Source organism: Nonomuraea sp. CA-143628, assembly GCF_050942315.1.
GTDB lineage: Bacteria > Actinomycetota > Actinomycetes > Streptosporangiales > Streptosporangiaceae > Nonomuraea.
This window is the reverse complement of record NZ_CP192072.1, coordinates 8,013,563-8,033,347: the sequence shown is the minus strand read 5'-3', so window position 1 is coordinate 8,033,347 and position 19,785 is coordinate 8,013,563. Positions and strand designations below refer to the sequence as shown.

At 70.7% G+C, this 19,785-nt stretch carries 16 protein-coding genes and 1 pseudogene; 9 read left to right on the top strand and 8 right to left on the bottom strand.

Annotation, left to right across the window (positions count from 1 at the left end):
• Window positions 1-64: 64 nt before the first annotated feature.
• From ACQP2T_RS36625 to ACQP2T_RS36615, 3 genes are all read right to left on the bottom strand, one after another.
• On the bottom strand, window positions 65-799 hold the full coding sequence (locus tag ACQP2T_RS36625; protein WP_433509469.1) for a GntR family transcriptional regulator: 735 nt from the start codon (window positions 797-799) through the stop codon (window positions 65-67).
• A 128-nt stretch (window positions 800-927) separates the two neighbouring features.
• Window positions 928-2,055: a S1 family peptidase gene (locus ACQP2T_RS36620; protein ID WP_433509468.1), complete on the bottom strand. Its 1,128-nt coding sequence runs from the start codon at window positions 2,053-2,055 to the stop codon at window positions 928-930.
• Between the two features lie 127 nt (window positions 2,056-2,182).
• Entirely contained in the window at window positions 2,183-2,743 is a 561-nt protein-coding gene (locus tag ACQP2T_RS36615; RefSeq protein WP_433509467.1) for a TetR/AcrR family transcriptional regulator, read from the bottom strand.
• Between the two features lie 54 nt (window positions 2,744-2,797).
• On the opposite strand from ACQP2T_RS36615, the gene ACQP2T_RS36610 reads away from it, so the two are divergent.
• From ACQP2T_RS36610 to ACQP2T_RS36580, 7 genes are all read left to right on the top strand, one after another.
• On the top strand, window positions 2,798-5,911 hold the full coding sequence (locus ACQP2T_RS36610; RefSeq protein WP_433509466.1) for a bifunctional cytochrome P450/NADPH--P450 reductase: 3,114 nt from the start codon (window positions 2,798-2,800) through the stop codon (window positions 5,909-5,911).
• A gap of 179 nt (window positions 5,912-6,090) precedes the next feature.
• On the top strand, window positions 6,091-6,705 hold the full coding sequence (locus ACQP2T_RS36605; RefSeq protein WP_433509465.1) for an amino acid-binding protein: 615 nt from the start codon (window positions 6,091-6,093) through the stop codon (window positions 6,703-6,705).
• A gap of 30 nt (window positions 6,706-6,735) precedes the next feature.
• Window positions 6,736-8,163, top strand: coding sequence for a hypothetical protein (locus ACQP2T_RS36600; RefSeq protein WP_433509464.1), 1,428 nt, complete (start codon window positions 6,736-6,738; stop codon window positions 8,161-8,163).
• 75 nt (window positions 8,164-8,238) lie between these two features.
• Window positions 8,239-9,402 carry an acyl-CoA dehydrogenase family protein gene (locus tag ACQP2T_RS36595; protein ID WP_433509463.1) on the top strand — a complete coding sequence of 388 codons (1,164 nt, stop codon included), beginning with the start codon at window positions 8,239-8,241 and terminating at the stop codon, window positions 9,400-9,402.
• 246 nt (window positions 9,403-9,648) lie between these two features.
• Window positions 9,649-10,551 carry a cation diffusion facilitator family transporter gene (locus ACQP2T_RS36590; RefSeq protein ID WP_433509462.1) on the top strand — a complete coding sequence of 301 codons (903 nt, stop codon included), beginning with the start codon at window positions 9,649-9,651 and terminating at the stop codon, window positions 10,549-10,551.
• 59 nt (window positions 10,552-10,610) lie between these two features.
• Window positions 10,611-11,792 (top strand): acyltransferase family protein, encoded by a 1,182-nt coding sequence (locus ACQP2T_RS36585; RefSeq protein ID WP_433509461.1) that lies wholly within the window; start codon window positions 10,611-10,613, stop codon window positions 11,790-11,792.
• An 83-nt stretch (window positions 11,793-11,875) separates the two neighbouring features.
• Window positions 11,876-13,615 carry a serine/threonine protein kinase gene (locus ACQP2T_RS36580; protein ID WP_433509460.1) on the top strand — a complete coding sequence of 580 codons (1,740 nt, stop codon included), beginning with the start codon at window positions 11,876-11,878 and terminating at the stop codon, window positions 13,613-13,615.
• A 40-nt stretch (window positions 13,616-13,655) separates the two neighbouring features.
• On the opposite strand, the gene ACQP2T_RS36575 is transcribed toward ACQP2T_RS36580, so the two are convergent.
• The 3 genes and pseudogenes from ACQP2T_RS36575 to ACQP2T_RS36565 all read right to left on the bottom strand — a co-directional run.
• Window positions 13,656-14,120, bottom strand: a complete 465-nt coding sequence (locus ACQP2T_RS36575) for a luciferase family protein (protein ID WP_433509459.1) — start codon at window positions 14,118-14,120, stop codon at window positions 13,656-13,658.
• Window positions 14,121-14,130: 10 nt separating this feature from the next.
• Window positions 14,131-14,601, bottom strand: coding sequence for a zinc-binding dehydrogenase (locus ACQP2T_RS36570; protein ID WP_433509458.1), 471 nt, complete (start codon window positions 14,599-14,601; stop codon window positions 14,131-14,133).
• Window positions 14,602-14,785: 184 nt separating this feature from the next.
• A pseudogene (locus ACQP2T_RS36565) lies at window positions 14,786-15,037 on the bottom strand (alcohol dehydrogenase catalytic domain-containing protein); the annotation flags it as partial.
• Between the two features lie 89 nt (window positions 15,038-15,126).
• On the opposite strand from ACQP2T_RS36565, the gene ACQP2T_RS36560 reads away from it, so the two are divergent.
• Entirely contained in the window at window positions 15,127-16,395 is a 1,269-nt protein-coding gene (locus ACQP2T_RS36560; RefSeq protein ID WP_433509457.1) for a LuxR C-terminal-related transcriptional regulator, read from the top strand.
• A gap of 195 nt (window positions 16,396-16,590) precedes the next feature.
• Here ACQP2T_RS36560 and ACQP2T_RS36555 read toward each other — a convergent pair whose 3' ends face one another.
• Complete coding sequence (locus tag ACQP2T_RS36555) at window positions 16,591-17,055, bottom strand: hypothetical protein (protein WP_433509456.1); 465 nt, start codon at window positions 17,053-17,055, stop codon at window positions 16,591-16,593.
• Between the two features lie 89 nt (window positions 17,056-17,144).
• Between ACQP2T_RS36555 and ACQP2T_RS36550 the strand changes: the two genes are divergently transcribed.
• Complete coding sequence (locus tag ACQP2T_RS36550; protein WP_433509455.1) at window positions 17,145-18,326, top strand: hypothetical protein; 1,182 nt, start codon at window positions 17,145-17,147, stop codon at window positions 18,324-18,326.
• 42 nt (window positions 18,327-18,368) lie between these two features.
• On the opposite strand, the gene ACQP2T_RS36545 is transcribed toward ACQP2T_RS36550, so the two are convergent.
• Window positions 18,369-19,769 carry an MmgE/PrpD family protein gene (locus tag ACQP2T_RS36545; protein ID WP_433509454.1) on the bottom strand — a complete coding sequence of 467 codons (1,401 nt, stop codon included), beginning with the start codon at window positions 19,767-19,769 and terminating at the stop codon, window positions 18,369-18,371.
• Between the last annotated feature and the right edge of the window lie 16 nt (window positions 19,770-19,785).

The window sequence follows — 19,785 nt, the reverse complement described above, 5'->3', positions numbered from 1 at the left end:
ATGGCGAAGCCCCAGCTGTCGGGGCTGTGTCGGGGGAGGTCAGCTGGGGTCGGGGGCGGGGAGGTCAGCTGTGGTCGGTGGCGCCGCCGAGGTCGGTCTCCACGTAGAAGCGCTCGGCGCGGGTCGGCACGAGCATTTCGAGGAGTTCGGCGATCTCGCCCTTGCGGGTCCAGGTCTCGCGCAGCCAGCGGAAGACGGGCGTGCCCGGCGGGAGGCCGAAGAGCGCCGCCTGGGCCTCGTCGAGCACGTGCGGGTCCACGTACAGCCGGGCGCGCGTCAGCTCGACGCCGCGGTCTCGTAGGTAGGCGTGGGTGGTCAGGGGTTCCAGCGGCTGGTCGAGCAGGTCGGGCGCCAGCCGGAAGGGCAGCACGTGCAGCTCGGTGTTGAGGACGTGACCGTCCGCGCCCAGCTTGTGGCGCTCCATCTCGATGACGGCCTCCGCGTCGGGGACGCCGGGCAGTCGCAGGCGGGCTCTGTCCGCCGGGAGCACCTGAGCCGAGAGGACCCGATGGTCCCCGTGCGTCTCCGGGCCCTGGATCAGCAGGCCGGTGAAGCGCAGGAGGTTGTTCTGGCCGACGGCCTGGGCGACGAAGCTGCCACGTCGCCGGAACCGCACGATGAGCCCGGCGTCGGCGAGGTCCCGCAGGGCCCGCTGCACCGTGATGCGCGAGACCTCGAACTCCTCGCAGAGCTCGACCTCCGTGGGGATCCGGGTCCCGGGCCCCCACTGGCCGCCACGGATGCGCTCTTCCAGCACCTTGCGGATCCGCACATGGAGCAGAAGGTCGCGTCCTGACATGCCAAAATACTGGTCGTCACCATAAGTTATGTCAATAGACGATTAGACATAACTTTTGGGCAGGGCAAACGTGAAGCGTGCCCGGCGCCGATGGCACCGGGCACGCGAGGGTGCGTGGGAAGGGCTGCTCAGCCGGTACGGAGCGTCAGCCCGTACACGCTGAGGATCTCGTTGACCGGCTGGAAGTAGGTCGTCCCGCCGCTGCTGCAGTTTCCGGAGCCGCCAGAGGTGACGCCCTGGGCCTGGCTGCCGGAGATGAACGAGCCGCCGGAGTCACCGGGCTCGGCGCACACGTTGGTGCGGGTGAGGCCGGTGACGGTGCCCTCCGCGTACCTCACGGTGGCGTTGAGCTGCTGGACGGTCCCGCAGTGCCAGCCGGTGGTCGAACCGGAGCGGCAGATGGAGGAGCCGACGCCGGCCGCGGTGGAGCCGCGGACGGTGACGTTGGCGCCGCCCGAGCCGCGTACGTACGGCGTAGCGGTGTTACCGGGGGCGGCGACCCAGGAGTAGTCGTTGCCCGGGAACGAGGCGCCCTGGAAGGTGCCCGTCGGGTTGGTGGTGTTGTTGGCCACCCGGCAGTGCCCGGCGGAGACGAAGCCGGGGGTGCTGCCCTTGGTGACGGCGAAGCCGATGCTGCACCGGGCGGAGCCGATGTAGTAGGGGGCGCCGCCGACGATGTTGATAAGGGTCCGCGGCTGCTCGCCGGAGACGGTCACGCGGATCGCGTTCTTGTCGACGCCGGAGGCCGCGGCGAGGGCGTCACCGGCCGCCTGCTGCCCGGCGACGATGACGACGCTGTTGGTGGTCACGTCGATGTACCACAGGGACGCGCCGGCCTTGGCCTGGTCCGACGCCCGGTCGATCTGGTCCTTGACCGCGGTGAGCTGGGCCAGCGTCCGCGAGACGAGCACGGGTTGCGCGCCCTTCGCCTCGATGGAGCCGGTGGTGGCCGGGTCCGTCGTCGCGACCATGAGCTTGGAGGCGTCGGCGGTCAGCCAGGATCCGCCGTAGGAGGCGCCGAGCGAGGACGTCAGCGCGGCCTCCGTCGTCGCAGCGCGCTGCTCGTTGGCCAGCCGGGTGATGACCTGCTGCTCGGACAGGCCGAGGTCGCGCTCGAGGGAGTCGATCACGGACGGCGGGGTCGACTCCGAGGGGACGGGAGACGGGGAGGCCGCTACGGCGGGGGTTAGGGGGGTGGTGGCCAGGCAGGCCGCCACGATGGTGGCGCCTAAGACAGGCCAGCGCTTACTCCGCATGTGCACTCCTTTGTGGGGGTGCCTGTCAAGCTAGCGGTTGGTAGGGATTGGCATAGATGGCAAACGACCCCTATCACGGTGGTATGGCCCCCGGCTCGCGGTGGTGTTACGGCCCTCCGGCGGCTGATCAGCCGCCCAGGCCGCGCACGATGAGGTCGACCGCCGCCTCGAAGGTGCGCTCGGCCTCCTCGGTGTCCTGGCCCTGGCCGATGTGCCCGGCCGTCTCGGCGAACACCAGCCCCGCCACGAACCCGTACAGCACGTCCGCCGTGCGCCGCTGCTCACCCTGCGGCACGCCCGCCGCCTCCAGGATCGGGAACAGCACGCCCCAAAGGCCGGCCTTCCGGTCGGCGGTGATCTCCGGGTGGGCGTACACGTAGCGCCACATCGCCGGGTGGTCGGTGGTGAGCCGGCGATAGGCGCGCGCGAGGATGCGCAGCCGCTCCTGCCAGGGCAGCGCCTCGTCCGGCGGGAGGTCGAGGCGCTGGACGTTGGTGTCGCAGATCTGCGCGAGCAGCGCCATCTTGTTGTCCACGTGGTGATAGAGCGACATCGGATTGACGTCGAGCTCGGCGGCCAGCTTGCGCATCGACAGCCCTTCCACGCCCACCTCGTCCACCATGCGCAACGCCGTGGTGTAGATCTCCTCGAGGGTCAGCGGGGTTCCCCTGCGCGCGCTCACTGCCATACACCGTATGGTAGCGTGAGCCATACGGTGTATGGCTACCCGAAAGGAGTGCTGATGAGAGAGATCCCCGCCCCCCGGGGGCTGCCGATCGTCGGAAACGCGTTCCAGGTGCCCGCGCACTCGCCCATGACCTACTTCGAGGAGGTCGCGCGGGCGCACCCGGAGGGCATCTACCAGCTCGACCTGCTCGGCCGTCAGGTCGTGGTGATCCACGATCCGGATCTGGTGGCCGAGGCGTGCGACGAGACGCGCTTCCGCAAGGAGATCAACCCGCCCTTGTCGATCGTCCGTGACTTCGCCGGCGACGGGCTGTTCACGGCCAGGCCGGACGAGCCCGTCTGGGGTCACGCGCACCGGATCCTCATGCCGGCCTTCAGCCAGCGGTCGATGAAGGCGTACTACCCGCAGATGCTGGAGGTCGCCGACCGGCTCGTGGAGTCCTGGGCGGGGCGTCCGGGGCAGGACCTGCCGGTGGCCGACGACATGACCAGGCTCACCCTCGACACGATCTCGCTGACCGGGTTCGGCTACCGGTTCGACTCCTTCGACTCGCCGGAGCTGCACCCGTTCCTGACGGCGATGGGCGGCGCGCTGACCGAGGCGATGCTGCGCAACCAGCAGCTCCCGTTCGTCACCAAGCTCAAGCGCAAGCAGGAGATCGCCTACCGGGCCGACATCGAGCTGATGCGCGAGCTGGTCGACGACGTGATCAGGCGGCGCCGCGCGGAGGACGGCGCCGCCACCAAGGACCTGCTCGGCCTGATGCTGGAGGCGTCCGACCCCAAGACCGGCGCCCGGCTCTCCGACGCCAACATCCGCGACCAGGTCCTCACCTTCCTGATCGCCGGACACGAGACCACCAGCGGCCTGCTCTCCTTCGCCCTGTACAACCTGCTGCGCGACCCCCACACCCTGGCCAGGGCCTACGACGAGGTCGACCGGCTGCTGCCGGGCGACGAGCCGCCGGCCTACGAGACGGTCATGAAGCTGGACGTGATCTCCCGGATCCTGGAGGAGACGCTGCGGGTCTGGTCCCCGATCCCGGCCTTCTCGGTGAACGCCATCGCGGACACCACGCTCGGCGGTGAGTACGCGCTGGCGGCGGGGGCGCCGGTCATCGTCCTGCTGCCGTCGCTGCACCGCAACCCGAAGGCGTGGGAGCGGCCCGACGAGTTCGACATCGATCGCTGGCTGCCCGAGAACAAGCGCGACCATCACCCAGCCGCCTACAAGCCGTTCGGCAACGGGGAGCGGGCCTGCATCGGCCGCCAGTTCGCGCTCACCGAGGCCAGGCTGGCGCTGGCGATGATCCTGCGGCGCTTCGCCGTCTCCGACCCCGCCGTCTACAAGATGAAGATCAAGCAGACGCTCACCCTGAAGCCCGACGGGTTCACCGTCCGGGTGCGCGAGCGCCGCCCCCACGAGCGCGTCACCGTGCTCGGGCAGCCGATCGAGGTGGAGGAGCAGCAGGACATCGCCGTCACCGGCGTCGCGCTCACCGTCGCCTACGGCTCCAACCTGGGCACCTGCGCCGACATCGCCGAGCGGCTGGCCGAGCGCGCCGGGCGGGCCGGCTTCGCCACCACGCTGACCACCCTCGACGAGCTCGCCCCGCCGCGTGACGGGCTGCTCCTGGTGGTCGCCTCCTCCTACAACGGCAAGGCGCCCGACAACGCCCAGCGCTTCGACGCGCTGGCGGAACTGCCCGACCTGTCGGGAGTACGGCTGGCGCTGCTGGGCTGCGGCAACACCCAATGGCCCACGTACCAGGACTTTCCCCGCCGCGCCTTCGCCAAGCTGACGGCGGCCGGTGCCGTACCCCTGATCGAGCGGGGCGAGGCCGACGCCGACGGCGACTTCGACGGCGACGTGTCGGCGTGGACCGCCAAGCTGTGGGCGGCGACGGCCGAGGAGTACAGCGCGTCGGCCGCCGACGCGGGCCCTCGCTACCAGATGGAGGTGCTCAGCGAGGCGGAGGTGCGGCCCGCGGTGGTGTCCGCGCGGGCGTTCCCGCTGACTGTGGTCTCCAACGAGGAGCTGACCGGCGACCCGGCCGGGCTGTGGGACTTCTCGCTGGAGGCGCCGCGGCCGGGCGTGCGCTCGATCGTGGCGCGGCTGCCCGAGGGCGTGACCTACTCGGCGGGCGACCACGTGGCCGCCTTCGCCAAGAACGACCCGGAGCTGGTGGAGTGGGCGCTGCGCTGCCTGCGTGTCCCGCGCGAGCAGGTCGTACGCCTGCGCACCGGCGGGGCCACGCACCTGCCCGTGGACACGCCGGTGACGGCCGGGCTGCTGCTGACCGAGTTCGCCGAGTTGCAGGAGGTGGCCACCAGGTCGGACCTGGCGGCCCTGGCCGCGCACACCTCGTGCCCGTGGACGCGGAGCCAGCTCGACGCGCTGACCACCGACTACGCCGACGAGATCCTGGCCAAGCGGGTCTCCCCGCTGGCGCTGCTCGACCGCTTCCCGGCGATCGAGCTGCCGCTGCCGGTCTTCCTGGAGATGGCCGGGCCGATCCGGCCGCGCTACTACTCCGTCTCCTCCTCGCCGCTGGCCGACCCCGGCCTGGTGAGGATCACGGTCGGACTGGTGGAGGGGCCCGCCTGGTCGGGCAGCGGCGAATACCGCGGGATGTGCTCGGCCTACCTGGCCGGGCTGGCTCCCGGGGAGAGCTTCTACGGCTACATCCGGGTCCCCGCGCCGCCGTTCCGGCTGCCTGAGGACCCCGCCACGCCGGTGATCCTCGTGGGTCCCGGCACCGGGTTCGCGCCGCTGCGGGGGTTCCTGGAGGAGCGGGCGCTGACCGGGGCCACCGGGCGGGCCGAGGTGTTCGCCGGGTGCCGCCATCCTTCGCATGACTGGCTCTACCGGGACGAGGTGGAGGGCTGGGCGTCGGCTGACGGGGTGCACGTCAGCGTGGCCTACTCGGCGGTGCCGGGGCATCCGTACCGGTTCGTTCAGGATGCGATCGCCGCGCGGAGCGAGGCGGTGTGGGAGCTGCTGGAGGCCGGGGCGCATGTGTACGTCTGCGGTGACGGGCTGCGCATGGCGCCCGCCGTACGGCGGGCGTTGCTCGCCATCCACCGGGACAAGACCGGGACGGACGGCGAGGCGTGGCTGGCCGCGCTCGAAGAGCAGGGTCGTTACCAGCAGGACGTCTTCGCCTGATCTCCGTGTTCGTGGGCGCCACCTGCGGCTTTCCGCAGGTGGCGCTGGGCGAACCTTTATCCCAAAACCCGGATTAGCGGTCGATCCTTGGATATAAGTGCAGCATGCGTGACATATCCGTGGAACATGCTGGAAACCTTCCACGGGCACTGTGAGAGCCTCTGGAAAGGGGGCGGGTCATGCTGCTCAGACTGAGGGTGTCGTTGCCGGACCGGCCCGGGGGGCTGGGCCAGGTCGCGCGGTCACTCGGTGCGTTGGGTGCCGACATCTTGCAGGTCACCGTGCTGGAACGCGAGACGGGCCGGGCGGTGGACGACTTCACGGTGTCCTGGCCCGGGAAGGTGACGCCGGACGAGGTGCGCGACCGGCTCTCGGCCGTCCCGGGCGTACGCGTCGAGGGGGTCTGGCCGACCAAGGACCTTCCGGGCTCGGCGCCCGACTACGACCTGCTCATGCACGTCGCGTCGGAGCCGTCGCGGGGGATCGCGACGCTGGTGGACGCGTTGCCGGGGCTGTGCGGCGCCGAATGGTCGATCGCGCTGGCGGGTGACGTCGTACGGCATGCCAGTCTGGGCGCGCCGGAGGTGTTCGAACTGCTGGAGCCGCCGCTCAGGGCCGCCACGCGCGCGGCCGACGATCTGCGGCTGATGCTGCTGCCGGTCGCCACCCACGGGCTGCACGTGGTCGTCGCCCGCGCGGCGGGACCGCACTTCCACCGCGCCGAACTCGAACGAGCCGCGCGCATCGTGGCCGTGGTCTCCAAGCTGTCCTCGGTGCTGCCCACCCCTAACTGACTTTCCTCGCGGTGCCCTAATGTCGGTGCCGTGTCTCGACGATCATGGATTCTGTGGAGTGCGGCGTTAGCGCTGACGCTGATTCCCGACGTCTTCTTCTGGATCCGATCGCTTCTGGTCGGAGATGACGGCGACCGGAGCTACATGTGGATGTATGTGGGTTCGTGCCTGGGTAACCAGATCAACGACCTGATCAGGTATCCAGAACGCGTGGTCAGGGACCTCCCCCTTTTCTGGTTCGGTGGGGCGCCGATGATCGTCGTGGCCTTCGCCTGCTGGTACCTGAGCGTGCGGACCGGGCGTGCCCGGCTCGGCCGGATCATCGCCCGCTCAGGCGCGGTGACCTTGCTCTTCTTCCGTATCCCCGAGCTGCTGCTGTTCACGCTCGACGGGGCGCTGGGCCCGCGATGCCTGGAGGCGTGGGGTCCCCCCGAGGTGCTGAGCTGGAACGCGGGCATGAACCTCTACTTCCTGGCGCCGCCGATCCTGGTTCTGCTCGCGGTGCGGCCGGCCCGCCGCGGCTACGTCCGGAGAGGGCGCTTCTCCCGTACGGCGGCCGCGGCCCTGACGCTGACGACTCTCCTGGCCGTGGACCGGGCGGCCCCACCCGGCAAAGTGAGCAGCGAAGGCGAGCTCGACTGCGCCGGTTTCGGGGACGGCACCGTCCACGACCTGACCAAGGCGGAAAAGGACTTCCTGTGCCAGGTCCGCGGTTACGCCCCCTTCATCAACGGCGGCATCGAGGGCTGGGCCGAAGCTCCCGATCGGGTGGTCCTGGCTCAGGGCCGCGACCTGTGCCGTCTGGCCGAACAGTACGGCGGCGAGATCAACGCCCCTGCCGTGCGCGAGGCACCCCACGCGGCGCTGGCCGGCGCGCTGGGACCGTTGTGTCCCGCGGTGGTCCGCGCCCAGGAGCTGGCCGGCCGGCGGCAACAGGAGGAAGAGGCCGCGTACGTCGCCAAGAAGGAGAAGGCCTGCGCCGCGCACCCCGCGCACCGCCCGAAGATCAAACCGGTCCGGCGACACCGCGCCACCATGTGGACCGAGTTCTGGACCATCAACGGCTGGGAGGACGGATACGAAGACGCCTCTCCCGACCTGGTCAAGGAGCTGGTCGGCAGCGAACGGGGCGCGCTGGCCATCTGGGCGGCCGACGAGTCCGGGTACGCCTGCGTGACCACCGAGTCCTACACCCGGCGGCCGCCGCTGGAGACCAAGGGGTGGAAGGAGGTGGTCGAGGTCGCCTACGAGAGCCCGACCGGCTCGCTGACCCTCGGCGACGGCTCGGGGAACACCTCGCCCAAGCTGACGACCAGCGGCCCCGGGTCCTACCGGGTCCGGGTCCACCTGCGCGGCCGTGAGCGCGTCTACCAGGTCCCCTACCCTCCGGACGGCGCCGTCGAGCTGCTGATCATGGTGTTCCCCGGCAAGAGGAAGGAGTCGACCGACTACCGGTGACGGTCTGTCCGAGGGCATGATCCTCTGACGCGCGTATCGTTGGCCCCGGCCGTGGTAACGCTTGAGGAGGAGCCGGTGGATTTCGAGCTGAGCGACGAGCAGAGGGCCTTCCGGGAGACCCTGCGGGCCTTCGTCGACAAAGAGATCATGCCCGTCGCCATCGAGTGGGAGCACTCCGGGCGCTACCCCACGGAGATCGTCGACAAAATGAAGGCGATGGGGCTCTTCGGCCTCAGCGTGCCCGAGGAGTACGGCGGGCTCGGGGCGGACATGGTGTCGTTCGCCCTGGTCTTCGAGGAGATCGCCCGGGGCTGGATGGGGGTCGCCGGCACCATCGGATCTCACTCGCTGGCCTGCTGGATGATCGCTCGGCACGGCACCGAGGAGCAGAAGTCGCGCCATCTCCCGGATCTGGCCACCGGAGCCCGCCGTACCGGCATCGCGCTCACCGAGCCCGGGGCCGGGACGGATCTGCAGGGCATTCAGACCAGGGCCGTACGTGACGGCGACCACTATGTCGTGACCGGCACCAAGACGTGGATCACCAACGCCCGGCACGCCGATCCGTTGCCCGTGCTGGTGAAGACGTCCGTCACCGAGCCCGCGCACAAGGGGATGTCGGTGCTGCTCGTCGATCCGGCTTCCGAGGGGTTCGGGGTCAGCCGGGACCTGCCCAAACTCGGCTACAAGGGGACCGAGACCTGCGAGGTCGTGCTCGACGGCGTGCGCGTGCCCGTGGACGCGCTGCTCGGCGGCGTCGAGGGGCGCGGCATGCAGCAGGTGCTCGGCGGGCTGGAGATCGGCCGGATCAACATCGCCGCCCGCGCGGTCGGCGTCGCCCAGGCCGCCTACGACGCCGCGCTCGGCTACGCCCGCGAGCGCAACGCCTTCGGCCAGCCCATCGCCGACTTCCAGGCCGTACAGCTCAAGCTGGCCGACATGGCGACCGAGATCCAGGCGGCCCGGCTGCTGACCTACTGGGCGGCCTCCCAGGCCGACAGCGGGAAGCGGGTCGACATGGAGGCGGGGATGGCCAAATACTTCGCCTCCGAGGTGGCGTTGAAGGCGTCGCTGGAGTCGATGCGCATTCATGGTGGATATGGCTATTCGCAGGAGTTCGTGGTCGAGCGGCTCTACCGGGACGCGCCGCTGATGGCCATCGGCGAGGGCACCAACGACGTCCAGCGGCTGGTGATCGCCCGCTCTCTGGTCTCCGGCAAGAACCACGTCGGGTGGTGATGGCTCGGGGGGCGCGGTAGAGCACGCGACTTGTTGGGCAGATGAGGTGCTATGACCGGTAAGCACGATTCCAGCCCCGCAGGTTCTCCAGCTTCTTCGGGCTCTTCGGGCTCTTCTGGCGAACCTGGTCATGGTCATGGGCACGGGCATGGTCATGGGCGCGGTGGGATCAGAGGGCTGCTGGCGAAGGCCGGGCATGCCCTCGCGCCGCACAGTCACGACAGCGCCGACAAGACCGACGCCGCCTTGGAAGGCAGCAGTCGCGGGCTGCGCGTGCTGGCCGTCTCGTTCGGCGTGCTGCTGGTCACCGCCGCCGTCCAGGCCGTGATCGTCGTCATGTCCGGCTCCGTCGCGCTGCTCGGCGACACGCTGCACAACGTCGCCGACGCGCTCACGGCCGTACCGCTCGCGATCGCGTTCTCGCTCGGCCGCCGGGCGGCCACCCGCCGCTTCACCTACGGGTACGGCCGAGCCGAGGACCTGGCCGGCATCGCCATCGTGCTGATCATCGCCGCCTCCGCCGTCCTGGCCGGGTACGAGGCGGTCACGCGGCTGTTCCACCCCCAGGACATGCGGGCCGTCGGGTGGGTGGCCGCGGCGGCCGTGGTCGGGTTCCTCGGCAACGAGTGGGTGGCCCGCTATCGGATCGGGGTCGGCAGGGAGATCGGCTCCGCCGCGCTGGTCGCCGACGGGCTGCACGCCAGGACCGACGGCTTCACCTCCCTCGCCGTGCTCATCGGCGCGGGCGGCGCGGCGCTGGGCTTCCCCCTCGCCGACCCGATCGTCGGGCTGCTCATCACCGTCGCCATCTGCTTCGTGCTGCGCGACGCCGCCCGTGAGATCTACCACCGGCTCATGGACGCCGTCGACCCGGCCATCGTCGACGAAGCCGAAGCCATCCTGGACGGCGTCGAGGGAGTGGAACGCGTCGGCTCCGTACGACTGCGCTGGATCGGCCACGCGCTGCACGCCGAGGTGGAGATCCTGGTGGGCCACGAACTCTCGCTCGTGGACGCGCACGCCGTGGCGGTGGCCGCCGAACACCACCTCATCCACGGCCTGCCCCGACTGCGCGCCGCCACCGTACACACCGACCCGCACGGCCCCGCGGGCGCCGACCATCACGCCCCGCTGACCAGTCATCGCTGAAACCCGGTCCTTACCGACATGGCGGCATCACTCGTCCAGGTCAGGGTATTTTTGGGCGGGTGTCGATCGCCCCCACCACGATCCCGCCCACCACGACCCCCGCCCCCGCGCGCCTCGCCTGGCTCGACGCCCTGCGCGGCATCGGGGCGCTCGCGGTGGTCGCCGAGCACCTGCTGCCCTGGTTCCTGCCGGCGCTCCGGCCCTTTTGGTTCAGCCTCGGCGTGTACGGCATCCTGGTGTTCTTCCTGGTCAGCGGCTACATCATCCCGACGTCGCTGGAGCGGCACGGCGATGTGCGGACGTTCTGGGTCAGCCGCGCCTTCCGCCTCTACCCGCTCTACCTCGCCGTGGCCGCCCTGGTGCTGGTGGCGGCCTGGTGGGTGCCGGTACGCGCGGAGGTGCCCCGCGACGGTACGGCGGTGGCGGCGCACGCGACGATGCTGCTCGACGTGGTGGGCGTCGGGGGTGTGGCCGACACCATGTGGACGCTCTCGTACGAGATGGTGTTCTACCTGCTCGTCACCGCGCTGTTCGTGACCCGGCTGCACGAGCGGAGCGGGTTGTTCGCGGTGCTGTTCGCGGCCGGTTCGGTGGTCGTCGGGCTGCTGGTCGGCGGGGCGCTGCTGAAGGGCGGCTGGGTCGCGTACGCCTCCGGGGCCGCGTTCTTCGCCGGGCTGGCGTGCGTGATCTCGGGCAGATTTCGTACGGCGGCGGCGTGCGCGCTGGGCCTGATGGCGGTGGCGCTGCTGGTCTTCGGCAGCCGAGTGCCGTGGATGGGCGTGGCCGTGCTGGGCGTCATGTTCGCCGGGACCGCGATCCACCGCTGGGAACGCGGCACGGGCGGGCTGTGGCCGGTGGCGGCGACCGCCGGACTGGTCGCGCTGGCCCCGATCTGGGCGATCGAGGCGGGATGGTGGTGGGTCGAGCCGGACGTGTGGATCACCACGATCGCGCTGGCGGCGGCCACCTTCGCGGGCGGGATGGCGCTGCGGGGACGGCGGGTGCCACGGGTGCTGACCTGGCTCGGGCTGATCAGCTACTCGCTGTATTTGGTGCATCATCCGCTGCTGAAGTTCTTCGTGGAGGTGAGCGGGGATCTGCGGCGGTCGCCGCTGCCGCTGCAGCTCGGCATGGCCGCCCTGGCCATGGTGGTGGTCCTGCTGGCCAGCGCCCTGGCTTACCGCTTCGTCGAGAAGCCGATGCAGTCGTTAGGGCGCCGGCTGTCCCGTCGCACCGCCTAGAGGTTCTACCAAATGACCCGTTGTGTGTGACGTTGAGGTGATTTTGCCAGCAAACGCTAAGGTGAGATCTTGTGCAGTCGCTCATGCCGGAAGATTTACGCCAGATCGGGCCTTATCGGGTTGTTGGTGTACTGGGGCGGGGCGGCCAGGGAACGGTTTACCTGGGCCAGGGGTCGTCCAACGAGCAGGTCGCGGTCAAGGTGTTACACGCTGGAGGCGCGGCGGATGAGAACGCACGCCGCCGGTTCCTGCGCGAAGCTGAGGCGGCTCGCCGGGTTGCTCCGTTCTGTACTGCGCGGGTGCTGGACACGGGCTTGGCGGACGGTCAGCCGTACATCGTCAGTGAGCACATCCCAGGACCATCGCTCGACCTGCTGGTCAGGACCGAGGGTCCGCGTTCGGGCAGCGGGCTGGAGCGGCTCGCGGTGGCCACGCTCACCGCGCTGGCGGCCATCCACCGGGCCGGGATAGTCCACCGTGACTTCAAGCCGCACAATGTGATCATGGGTCCGGAAGGGCCTGTGGTGATCGATTTCGGGATCGCCCGGGTGACCGCCCAGACGGCCACGCACAGCGTGGTGGGCACCCCCGTCTACATGGCGCCGGAGCAGTTCGGCGGAGGGCCGATCACCCCGGCGGCCGACCTGTTCAGCTGGGCGACCTCCATGATCTACGCGGCCACCGGGCAGCAGGTCTTCCGTGGAGACTCCTTTCCCGTGATCATGCACGCCATTCTGACCCGCGAACCCGACCTGTCGTCCGTGCCGCAGGAACTGCGCCCGGCGGCCTGCCTGACCAAGGACCCCACGGCCCGGCCGAGCGCCGCCGCCCTACTGCGCCGCCTGACCGGCGACGAGCCTCCCGCCCCACTCGCTCAGCGGCCCGCGGCGCACGCCACGATGGGCATGCCGGAGGCCGAGCAGCTCACCCTCCGGCCGTATCCGTCGACGCAGGAGAACATGCCTCCCGGCGGGTCGGAGCCGCATGGGACCCCTGGATCGGGCGTCCCTCCCCAGCCTCCGCCCAGCGGCCGCGGCCGGTCGAAGAAGATCGGCCTGACTGTCGGCGCTGGAGCAGTTGCTCTGGTGCTGGCCGTGGTGGGCGTACGGGCCGCGGTCAAGAACGCGGTACGGGGAGCGCTGTCGGGCGGCCAGCCCTCCACCTCCCAGCCCGCCTCCGCTTACTCCCCACAGCCGAGCCCTTCTGACACACCTGCGCCGACGCCTTCGCAGACAGCTTCGGAAGAGCCGACCGAGGATCCGTTCAACCCCGCGGACCTCGACAAGGAGAGCACAGACCCGACCCCGATCACGGCCGACGCCCTGCTGCCGCAGTCCTTCACGAGTGCCGAGGGGGTGCGTTTCAGCCGTAAGGCGGCTGGGGTGGAAGACTGCCCGAGCCCGTGGCCCGACGCCAGGGTCAAGTCCGCCCTGCGCAAGGCACGCTGCGACGACATGGCCGTGGGCGCCTATGTCAGCTCGGGCGCTCCAAAGGGGCGCATCATGGTGACCGTCTGGGTCGTTCCGCTGAAGGACTCGGGCAGGGCCGGCACCGCGTACTCAAGGCTCAAGAACGTCTACGTGCAGGACTGGGGTATCCGGTGCCCCCTGGCGGGTCCAGGTTCAACCGGTATCTGCTATACGTCGAACTGGTGGAACGTACAGCTGTACTCGTGGACCGGACAGAACGGCCGATATGTGATCCGTACCCTGGCCGTCTACACAAACCTCACCAGAGACGCCAGCGCGGCCAAGTGGCTCAAGGACGCCTCGCGCGCGGCGTTCAAGGAGTCAGGCCCCATGGTCTACCAGGACGGACAGTGATCGGACTCCCCGGTCTGCGCCACCTGACAGCTGAAGAGCGCTACAGCGACCTGCCGGTCGCGTAGCGGTTGGAGGCGGCGACGACGGTCTTGGCGACTTCCAGTTCCTCCTCGGTGCGGGGTCCGTAGAGCATCACCACGTTGATCGTGGGGGAGTACAGGGGGTGGCGCTCGCCCCAGCCCTTGGCGATAAGTTCCTGCTGGTCCTCCTGAGACAGGGCCAGGTGCAGGCTGCCGTCGGTGTGGACGTGTGCGAACTCGGCGATCAGGCGGGGCGGCAGGAGCACCGCTCCCTCAGGTGGCTTCGCGTCGCCTTCCAGGAAGAAGGCGGTCGCGCCCGGCTCGGAGATCTCACTGGGCCTGATCTCGGTCGCGGGAAGCGCGGTGCTCATCCACTTCGTCAGCTGTTCGCGGATCTCGTCGGGGCTGAGCTGGCTGAGCTGGACGTGCGGCACGGACGGTCCAGTCTTGGGACGGTCGCCCGCGCGGGTGGGCAGGGTCTTCATTGTGGTCTCCTCAGAAAGTGATCACGATCTTGCCGCGGGTGTACGTGCCGGCGGCGAAGTCGCGCATGGCTTCCATGGACTGTGCAAAGGAATAGGTGGCGGCCACCTCGATGCTGATGCGGTCGGTGGCCAGGCTTGCCGCCTGCCAGGGCAAGTCTCCCGTGGCCGGATCCATCCTGACGTAGCCCGGCACTACGCCATTCACCTCGGCGGGGCCGTACAAGGTCGAGATCAGCCGTCCACCTTGCCGGACGAGCACTGCCGTTGAGGCGAGTGCGGGACCGGCGTTGATCAGATCGACGACCACGTCGGCGTCGGTAGAGATGGGGCCGCGCGTGTAATCGATCGCGGTCTCCGCGCCGAGCTCCTGGATATAAGCGGCGTCCGCAGGGGCTGCGGTGGCCAGCACGCGAGCACCGGCCTGGGCGGCGTGCTGGACCACGAGCGCGCCGACTCCTCCGGTGGCGCCGATGATCAGCACGGATTCGCCGGGCTCGATGCGCGGCTGTCACGACGCAGTGCGCGGTCATGGCCACGGTGGGCAGCGCCGCTGCCGCGATCGGGGGCAGAGTCGACGGCCGGTGCGTGATGTGCGGCCCGTCGGTGATCACCGCGTACTCGGCCAGCATCCCGGACACTGCGCCCGCGTAGGCGATCACCTCATCACCCACCGCGAACCGCGACACCCCCTTCCCCACGGCTGCCACGACGCCGGTGGCGTCCATGCCGGGTACGAACGGATGCGTCACCGGGAACAGCTCGCGCAGCTCACCGGTGACCAACTTGATGTCAAGCGGGTTGAGCGCAGCTGCCTGCACGCGCACCAGCACCTCTCCTGAGGCCGGCAGACGATCGGGTACATCGGAGACGCGAAGCTGGTCAAGAGCGCCGTAACCAGGCGCGGCAAGGGCTTTCATGGGAACAAGCCTGCTGGTGGCACGCGGGTTGACGCACTGCCCGTTCGGCTGGTCTCCGCTGCTCGAACGAGTAGCCCTAGCATGAGGCCATGCGCCTGCCTGACCCCGCGGCCGCACTCGCCGCTGCCGCTTCGGTGCTCCACGCCCCGATCGGCGGCATTCTGGAGCCCGTGTCCGTAGCGTTGTCGGAGTACCTGCCGCACCGGGCGCTCGCCATGCTGACCGGTGACTGCGCCAGACACCCTATGAAGGCGTTTGGCGAAGCCGCGCTGACCGAGCAGATCACCAGCGCCGAGCTGGCCAGGGTGGGCGGGACAGTGGAGGTGGGGCGGCCATGGTTCGGCGAGGTCCACCTGGCGGGCGAGCCCATGCCCGCGCTCGCCGTGGCGTCCCAGTCATCCGGTGCGGACGGCGCCCTGCTCGTGGTGGTGACCGGCGATGAACCCGCCGATGAGGTGCGCGTGCTGGTGCAGGCGCTGTGGGATCTGGTGGCGCTGCACCTGTCGCACCGGGCCGTGAACCTCCCACCGGCCGACCTCAGCGGGAACCGGGTCGCGGCCAGCGAGCGCGCCCGTGTCATCACCGAACTCACCAGCGCTCACGCGGCCACGCTCCAGTCTCTGCTCAGCACGTTGCGCAGCCGTACACTCGACGACGCCGCAGCTCGGCGCACCGCCACCGATCTGGCGGTCTCCGCGCTCATCGAACTGCGCGCGGCGGCCGACCTCGACTCCACCCTGAGCGAGGAGCGGGCAGGAGCCGCCTTCGACCGGCTCGCGGGGAAGCTGGCGCCGCTCACCCGCTACAGCGAGGTGTCACTGGAACTCGACGGCCCGCGCGAGCCGGACCACGTCCTGCCTGGTGACATCGCCAACGCGGCCCAGGCCCTGGCCAGGAACACCGTCGTCACCATGCTCGACTACGAGGGGCTGAGCAGGATCCGCGTGACCTGGGAGGTGGCCGGGGCCGAGCTCCACGTGGCGATTCGCGACGACGGGCCCGGCGTGCTGACCGTCGACGCCCTGCCGGTGCGCCGCCTCACCGAGCTGGCAGCAGCCGTGGGCGGTCGCCTCTCGCTCGACGCGGTCCCGGGCTGGGGCACCACGGTGACCGCGGCGCTGCCACTCACGCCACCTGTCACAGAGGTTCCTGACGATGCCTTGGCCGTACTCAAGCCGCGTGAGCTGGAAGTGCTCGAACGGCTGGCGCGCGGCTTGCGTAACCGGCAGATCGCCGGGGACCTGCTGATCAGCGAGCACACGGTGAAGTTCCACGTCGCCAACATCCTCGACAAGCTGGGAGTCGCCACCCGTACCGAGGCCGCGGCCCTTGCCCACGTCCATGGCCTGAGCGCCTGACCGCGGGCAACGATGATCACCTGTGTCTCGGCTGGGCGCACAGCGCGCGCCGTTTCATAGGTTGCTGGGCTTGAGGTGCTGTCCACGGCGTACATGGCAAACGATGATCGCTGGTGGCTGGGGCCCTTGGAGAGGGACGCCCTTTCGGAGGAGTAGGCGGCCGGTGGTGACATGGCCGGGACGTCCGGCTGGTGCTCAGGGGGTCGTGACGCATCGCCGTGGCTGGTCCAGGGCCGTGACGATCTCCGGGTGGTGGGCCAGCGCCTGCCGTACGACGGGATCCTCGGTCGTCAGGAACGCCAGGTGCCGGATGGCGTGTGCCACCACGTTCGCCACCTCGACGCGGCCCGGCGTGGGCGTCGCGGGTGCGTCGCCTACGGCGATCTCCAGAACGGGCAGGTCGATCGCGGGCAGCCAGGGCTCCGGATCCGGGCAGACGGCGTACGTGAGCACGATCTCGCCCCCGGGACGGCAGCGCCAGCTCGTGGAGTGCACGACGGTGGACAGCGCGTCGGTCGGGATCCCGCTGACCCGCCGCGCGGCCTGGTCGGGGGTCTCTCCGGGGGCGGGCACGGCGCTGGCGTGCCGGTACGCCCACTTACTGTCGGTGTCCGCCCGTAGCATGAGCGTCTCGACCGAGACGACGTGTCTTTCCGTCACCTCCGACAATCTACTGCCAGCAGTATGCAGAAGCGATCCATTCGCAGAAGGCCGTAGGTGGGGCGGCGCGAAGAGAGAGGCGGACAGCCATGCCCGGGTTGCTGGTGCTCATGGGGTCGGGCGAGACGAGCCCGACCATGGTGGAGGTCCACCGCTCCGCCGCGCGGCGGCTGCGGCCGGGCGCGCGGGCCGTGCTGCTCGACACCCCCTACGCCTTCCAGGAGAACGCGGCCGACATCTCCGCCCGTGCCCGCCGCTATTTCGCCCGGAGTGTCGGCCTTGAGGTTGAGGTGGCGACCGGCGCGGCCGGAGCCGACTGGGTGTTCTCCGGCCCCGGCAGTCCCACCTACGCCCTCGATCAGTGGACGGCCGCGCCCACCGCGGGCGACCTGCGGGCCCGCGTCCGCGCCCGCCAGGGCGTGACCGTGCTGGCCTCGGCCGCCGCCTGCACGGCGGGGCTCGCGACGGTGCCGGTCTACGAGATCTACAAGGTGGGCGCCGAGCCGCACTGGCGCGAGGGCCTTGACCTGCTGGCGGCGCTCGACCTGCGGGCGGTCCTGATCCCGCACTTCGACAACGCCGAAGGCGGCACCCACGACACCCGCTTCTGCTACCTGGGCGAGCGGCGGCTGTCCCGGATGGAGCGGGAGCTGCCGCCGGGCACGGCCGTCCTCGGCATCGACGAGCACACCGCGGTCGTCATCGACCTCGACGCCGAGACCGTCGAGGTGGCGGGCCGCGGCGGGCTGACCGTGCGTCGTCCCGGCTCGCAGGCGGTCCTGCCCGCGGGCACCCACATCGGTCTGGAGGAGGTCCGCCGCCTGGCCGAAGGCGGTTGCGTCACCGCCGCGCCGACGCCCCGACCCGCCGCCGTCCCCGTGCCGGCCCAGATCACGCTGGAGGAGACCGTCCGCTCCTGCGAGCGGCGCTTCCAGCTCGCGGCGGCGGCGCCCGACCTGGGCGCCGCGGCCCGCGCCGTCCTCGACCTGGAGGCCGAGCTGGTCAAGTGGGCGGCCGACACCGAGGAGGACGCGGGCGGCGTCGACGAGGCCAGGGAGCTCATGCGGCTGCTGATCGCCCGGCTCGCCGAGGTGGCCACCACCGCCGACCTGCGTGCCCTCGTCGAGGCGCTGCTGGCGCTCCGCAACGACCTGCGCAGGCAGGGCCGCTACGAGACCGCCGACGCACTGCGGGCGGCGATGCTCAGCGGCGGCGTGCTCGTCGAGGACACTCCTGACGGACCACGGTGGACCACCTCGCGGTCGATGTAGCCGCCTGAGTCCCTTGGCGGTTCGTCGATCCGGCGCCGTGACTCAGGCGATCGTCAGCCGGAGCAGCGGTGCCACGGTTGGGGCCTCGGACAGGTCGCGGCCCGCTGCGACGAGGGCCGCCACGCGGTCGGGGTCGAGCGCCCGCCCGGCGTTCGTACGGAACTTCACCGCGAGCTCCTCCGCCGTCAGCGGATGCTCCGGGCCGCCGCGTGAGGAGTCGACCCGGTGCTCCAGCAGCGAGCTGTCACGGAGCCGTACCCGCAGCACGGCCGCGAACGCGTGCGGGAAGATCTCCGTCGCCCGCTCGTCCGCCACGCAGCGCACCCGCTCGGCCAGCGCCAGCCGTTCGGGATCGAGGGCGGCGAAGTCGTCCAGTGACAGCCCCAGCCCGCCGCCGCCGTGCAGCGCCGCCGCGACCGTGTACGGTCCCGAGAACTTCGCGTGGTACGGCGACTCGGGCTTGATCTTGTCGGCCCGGGGCTCGGCGATGGTACGCAGCACCGGCGCCGCGACCCCCAGCTCGACCTCCTCGATGTCGTCGGGGGACAGGCCGCCGGCGCGCAGGGCGAGGGCGCAGTCGATGGCCGGATGGGTGAAGTGGTTCGTCGGATACGGCTTGTAGACCGTACGCAGGAGTTCCCACCGCTCGCCCAGGCCCGACAGCAGCGCCTCGGCGTCGAACCGGCCGTCCAGCCACGCCTGGAAGAAGCCGAACCGGCCCTCCAGCACCGTGGGCGGCCCCGTCAGCCCCTCCAGCGCGAGCACGGCCGCCGTGACGCCCGAGTGGGCCGCCCAGCCGCAGTGCACCCGCTTGATCGTGCCGCCCGTGCGGTTGGCCTCAAGAACGCCGGCGCCCATGCTGGCGGCCACCCCGACGGCGTGCGCGATGCCGGCGGCGTCCAGGTCGTACAGCAGCCCGGCCGCGACCGCCGCGCCGAGCGTGCCGCAGATCGAGGTGGCGTGCTGGCCCTTCTCGAAGAACAGCGAGTTGCCGGCCTCCGGCAGGTAGGAGGCCATGCCGAGCCGGTTGCACACCTCGACGCCGGCCGCGACGGCCGCGATCAGCCGCTCGCCGGAGGCGCCCGTGGCCTCCGCGGCGGCCAGCGCGGCGGGCACCACGGGAGCGCTCGGATGCAGCACGGACGGCAGATGCGTGTCGTCGTAGTCGAGCGCGTGCGCCAGCGTGCCGTTGACCAGCGCCGCCGACGGCGCGGGCAGCCGGTCGCCGCTCCCGATCGCGGTCGACTCCCCGGCCCCCTGCCACCGTCGTACGGCCCGCAGCACCGCCGGGGCCGCGTCACCCGCAGGCTCCGCGTAGGCGGCCAGGCAGTTGCCGAGCACGTCGAGCACCCGGCCCGTCACATCGTCCCGCACCTCGGCCGGGACGCCGCGATCACGGCAATCCACGGCGAATTCCGCGAGCCGCTGAACATGAGTGCTCACTTCCGGCCCTTGCTCA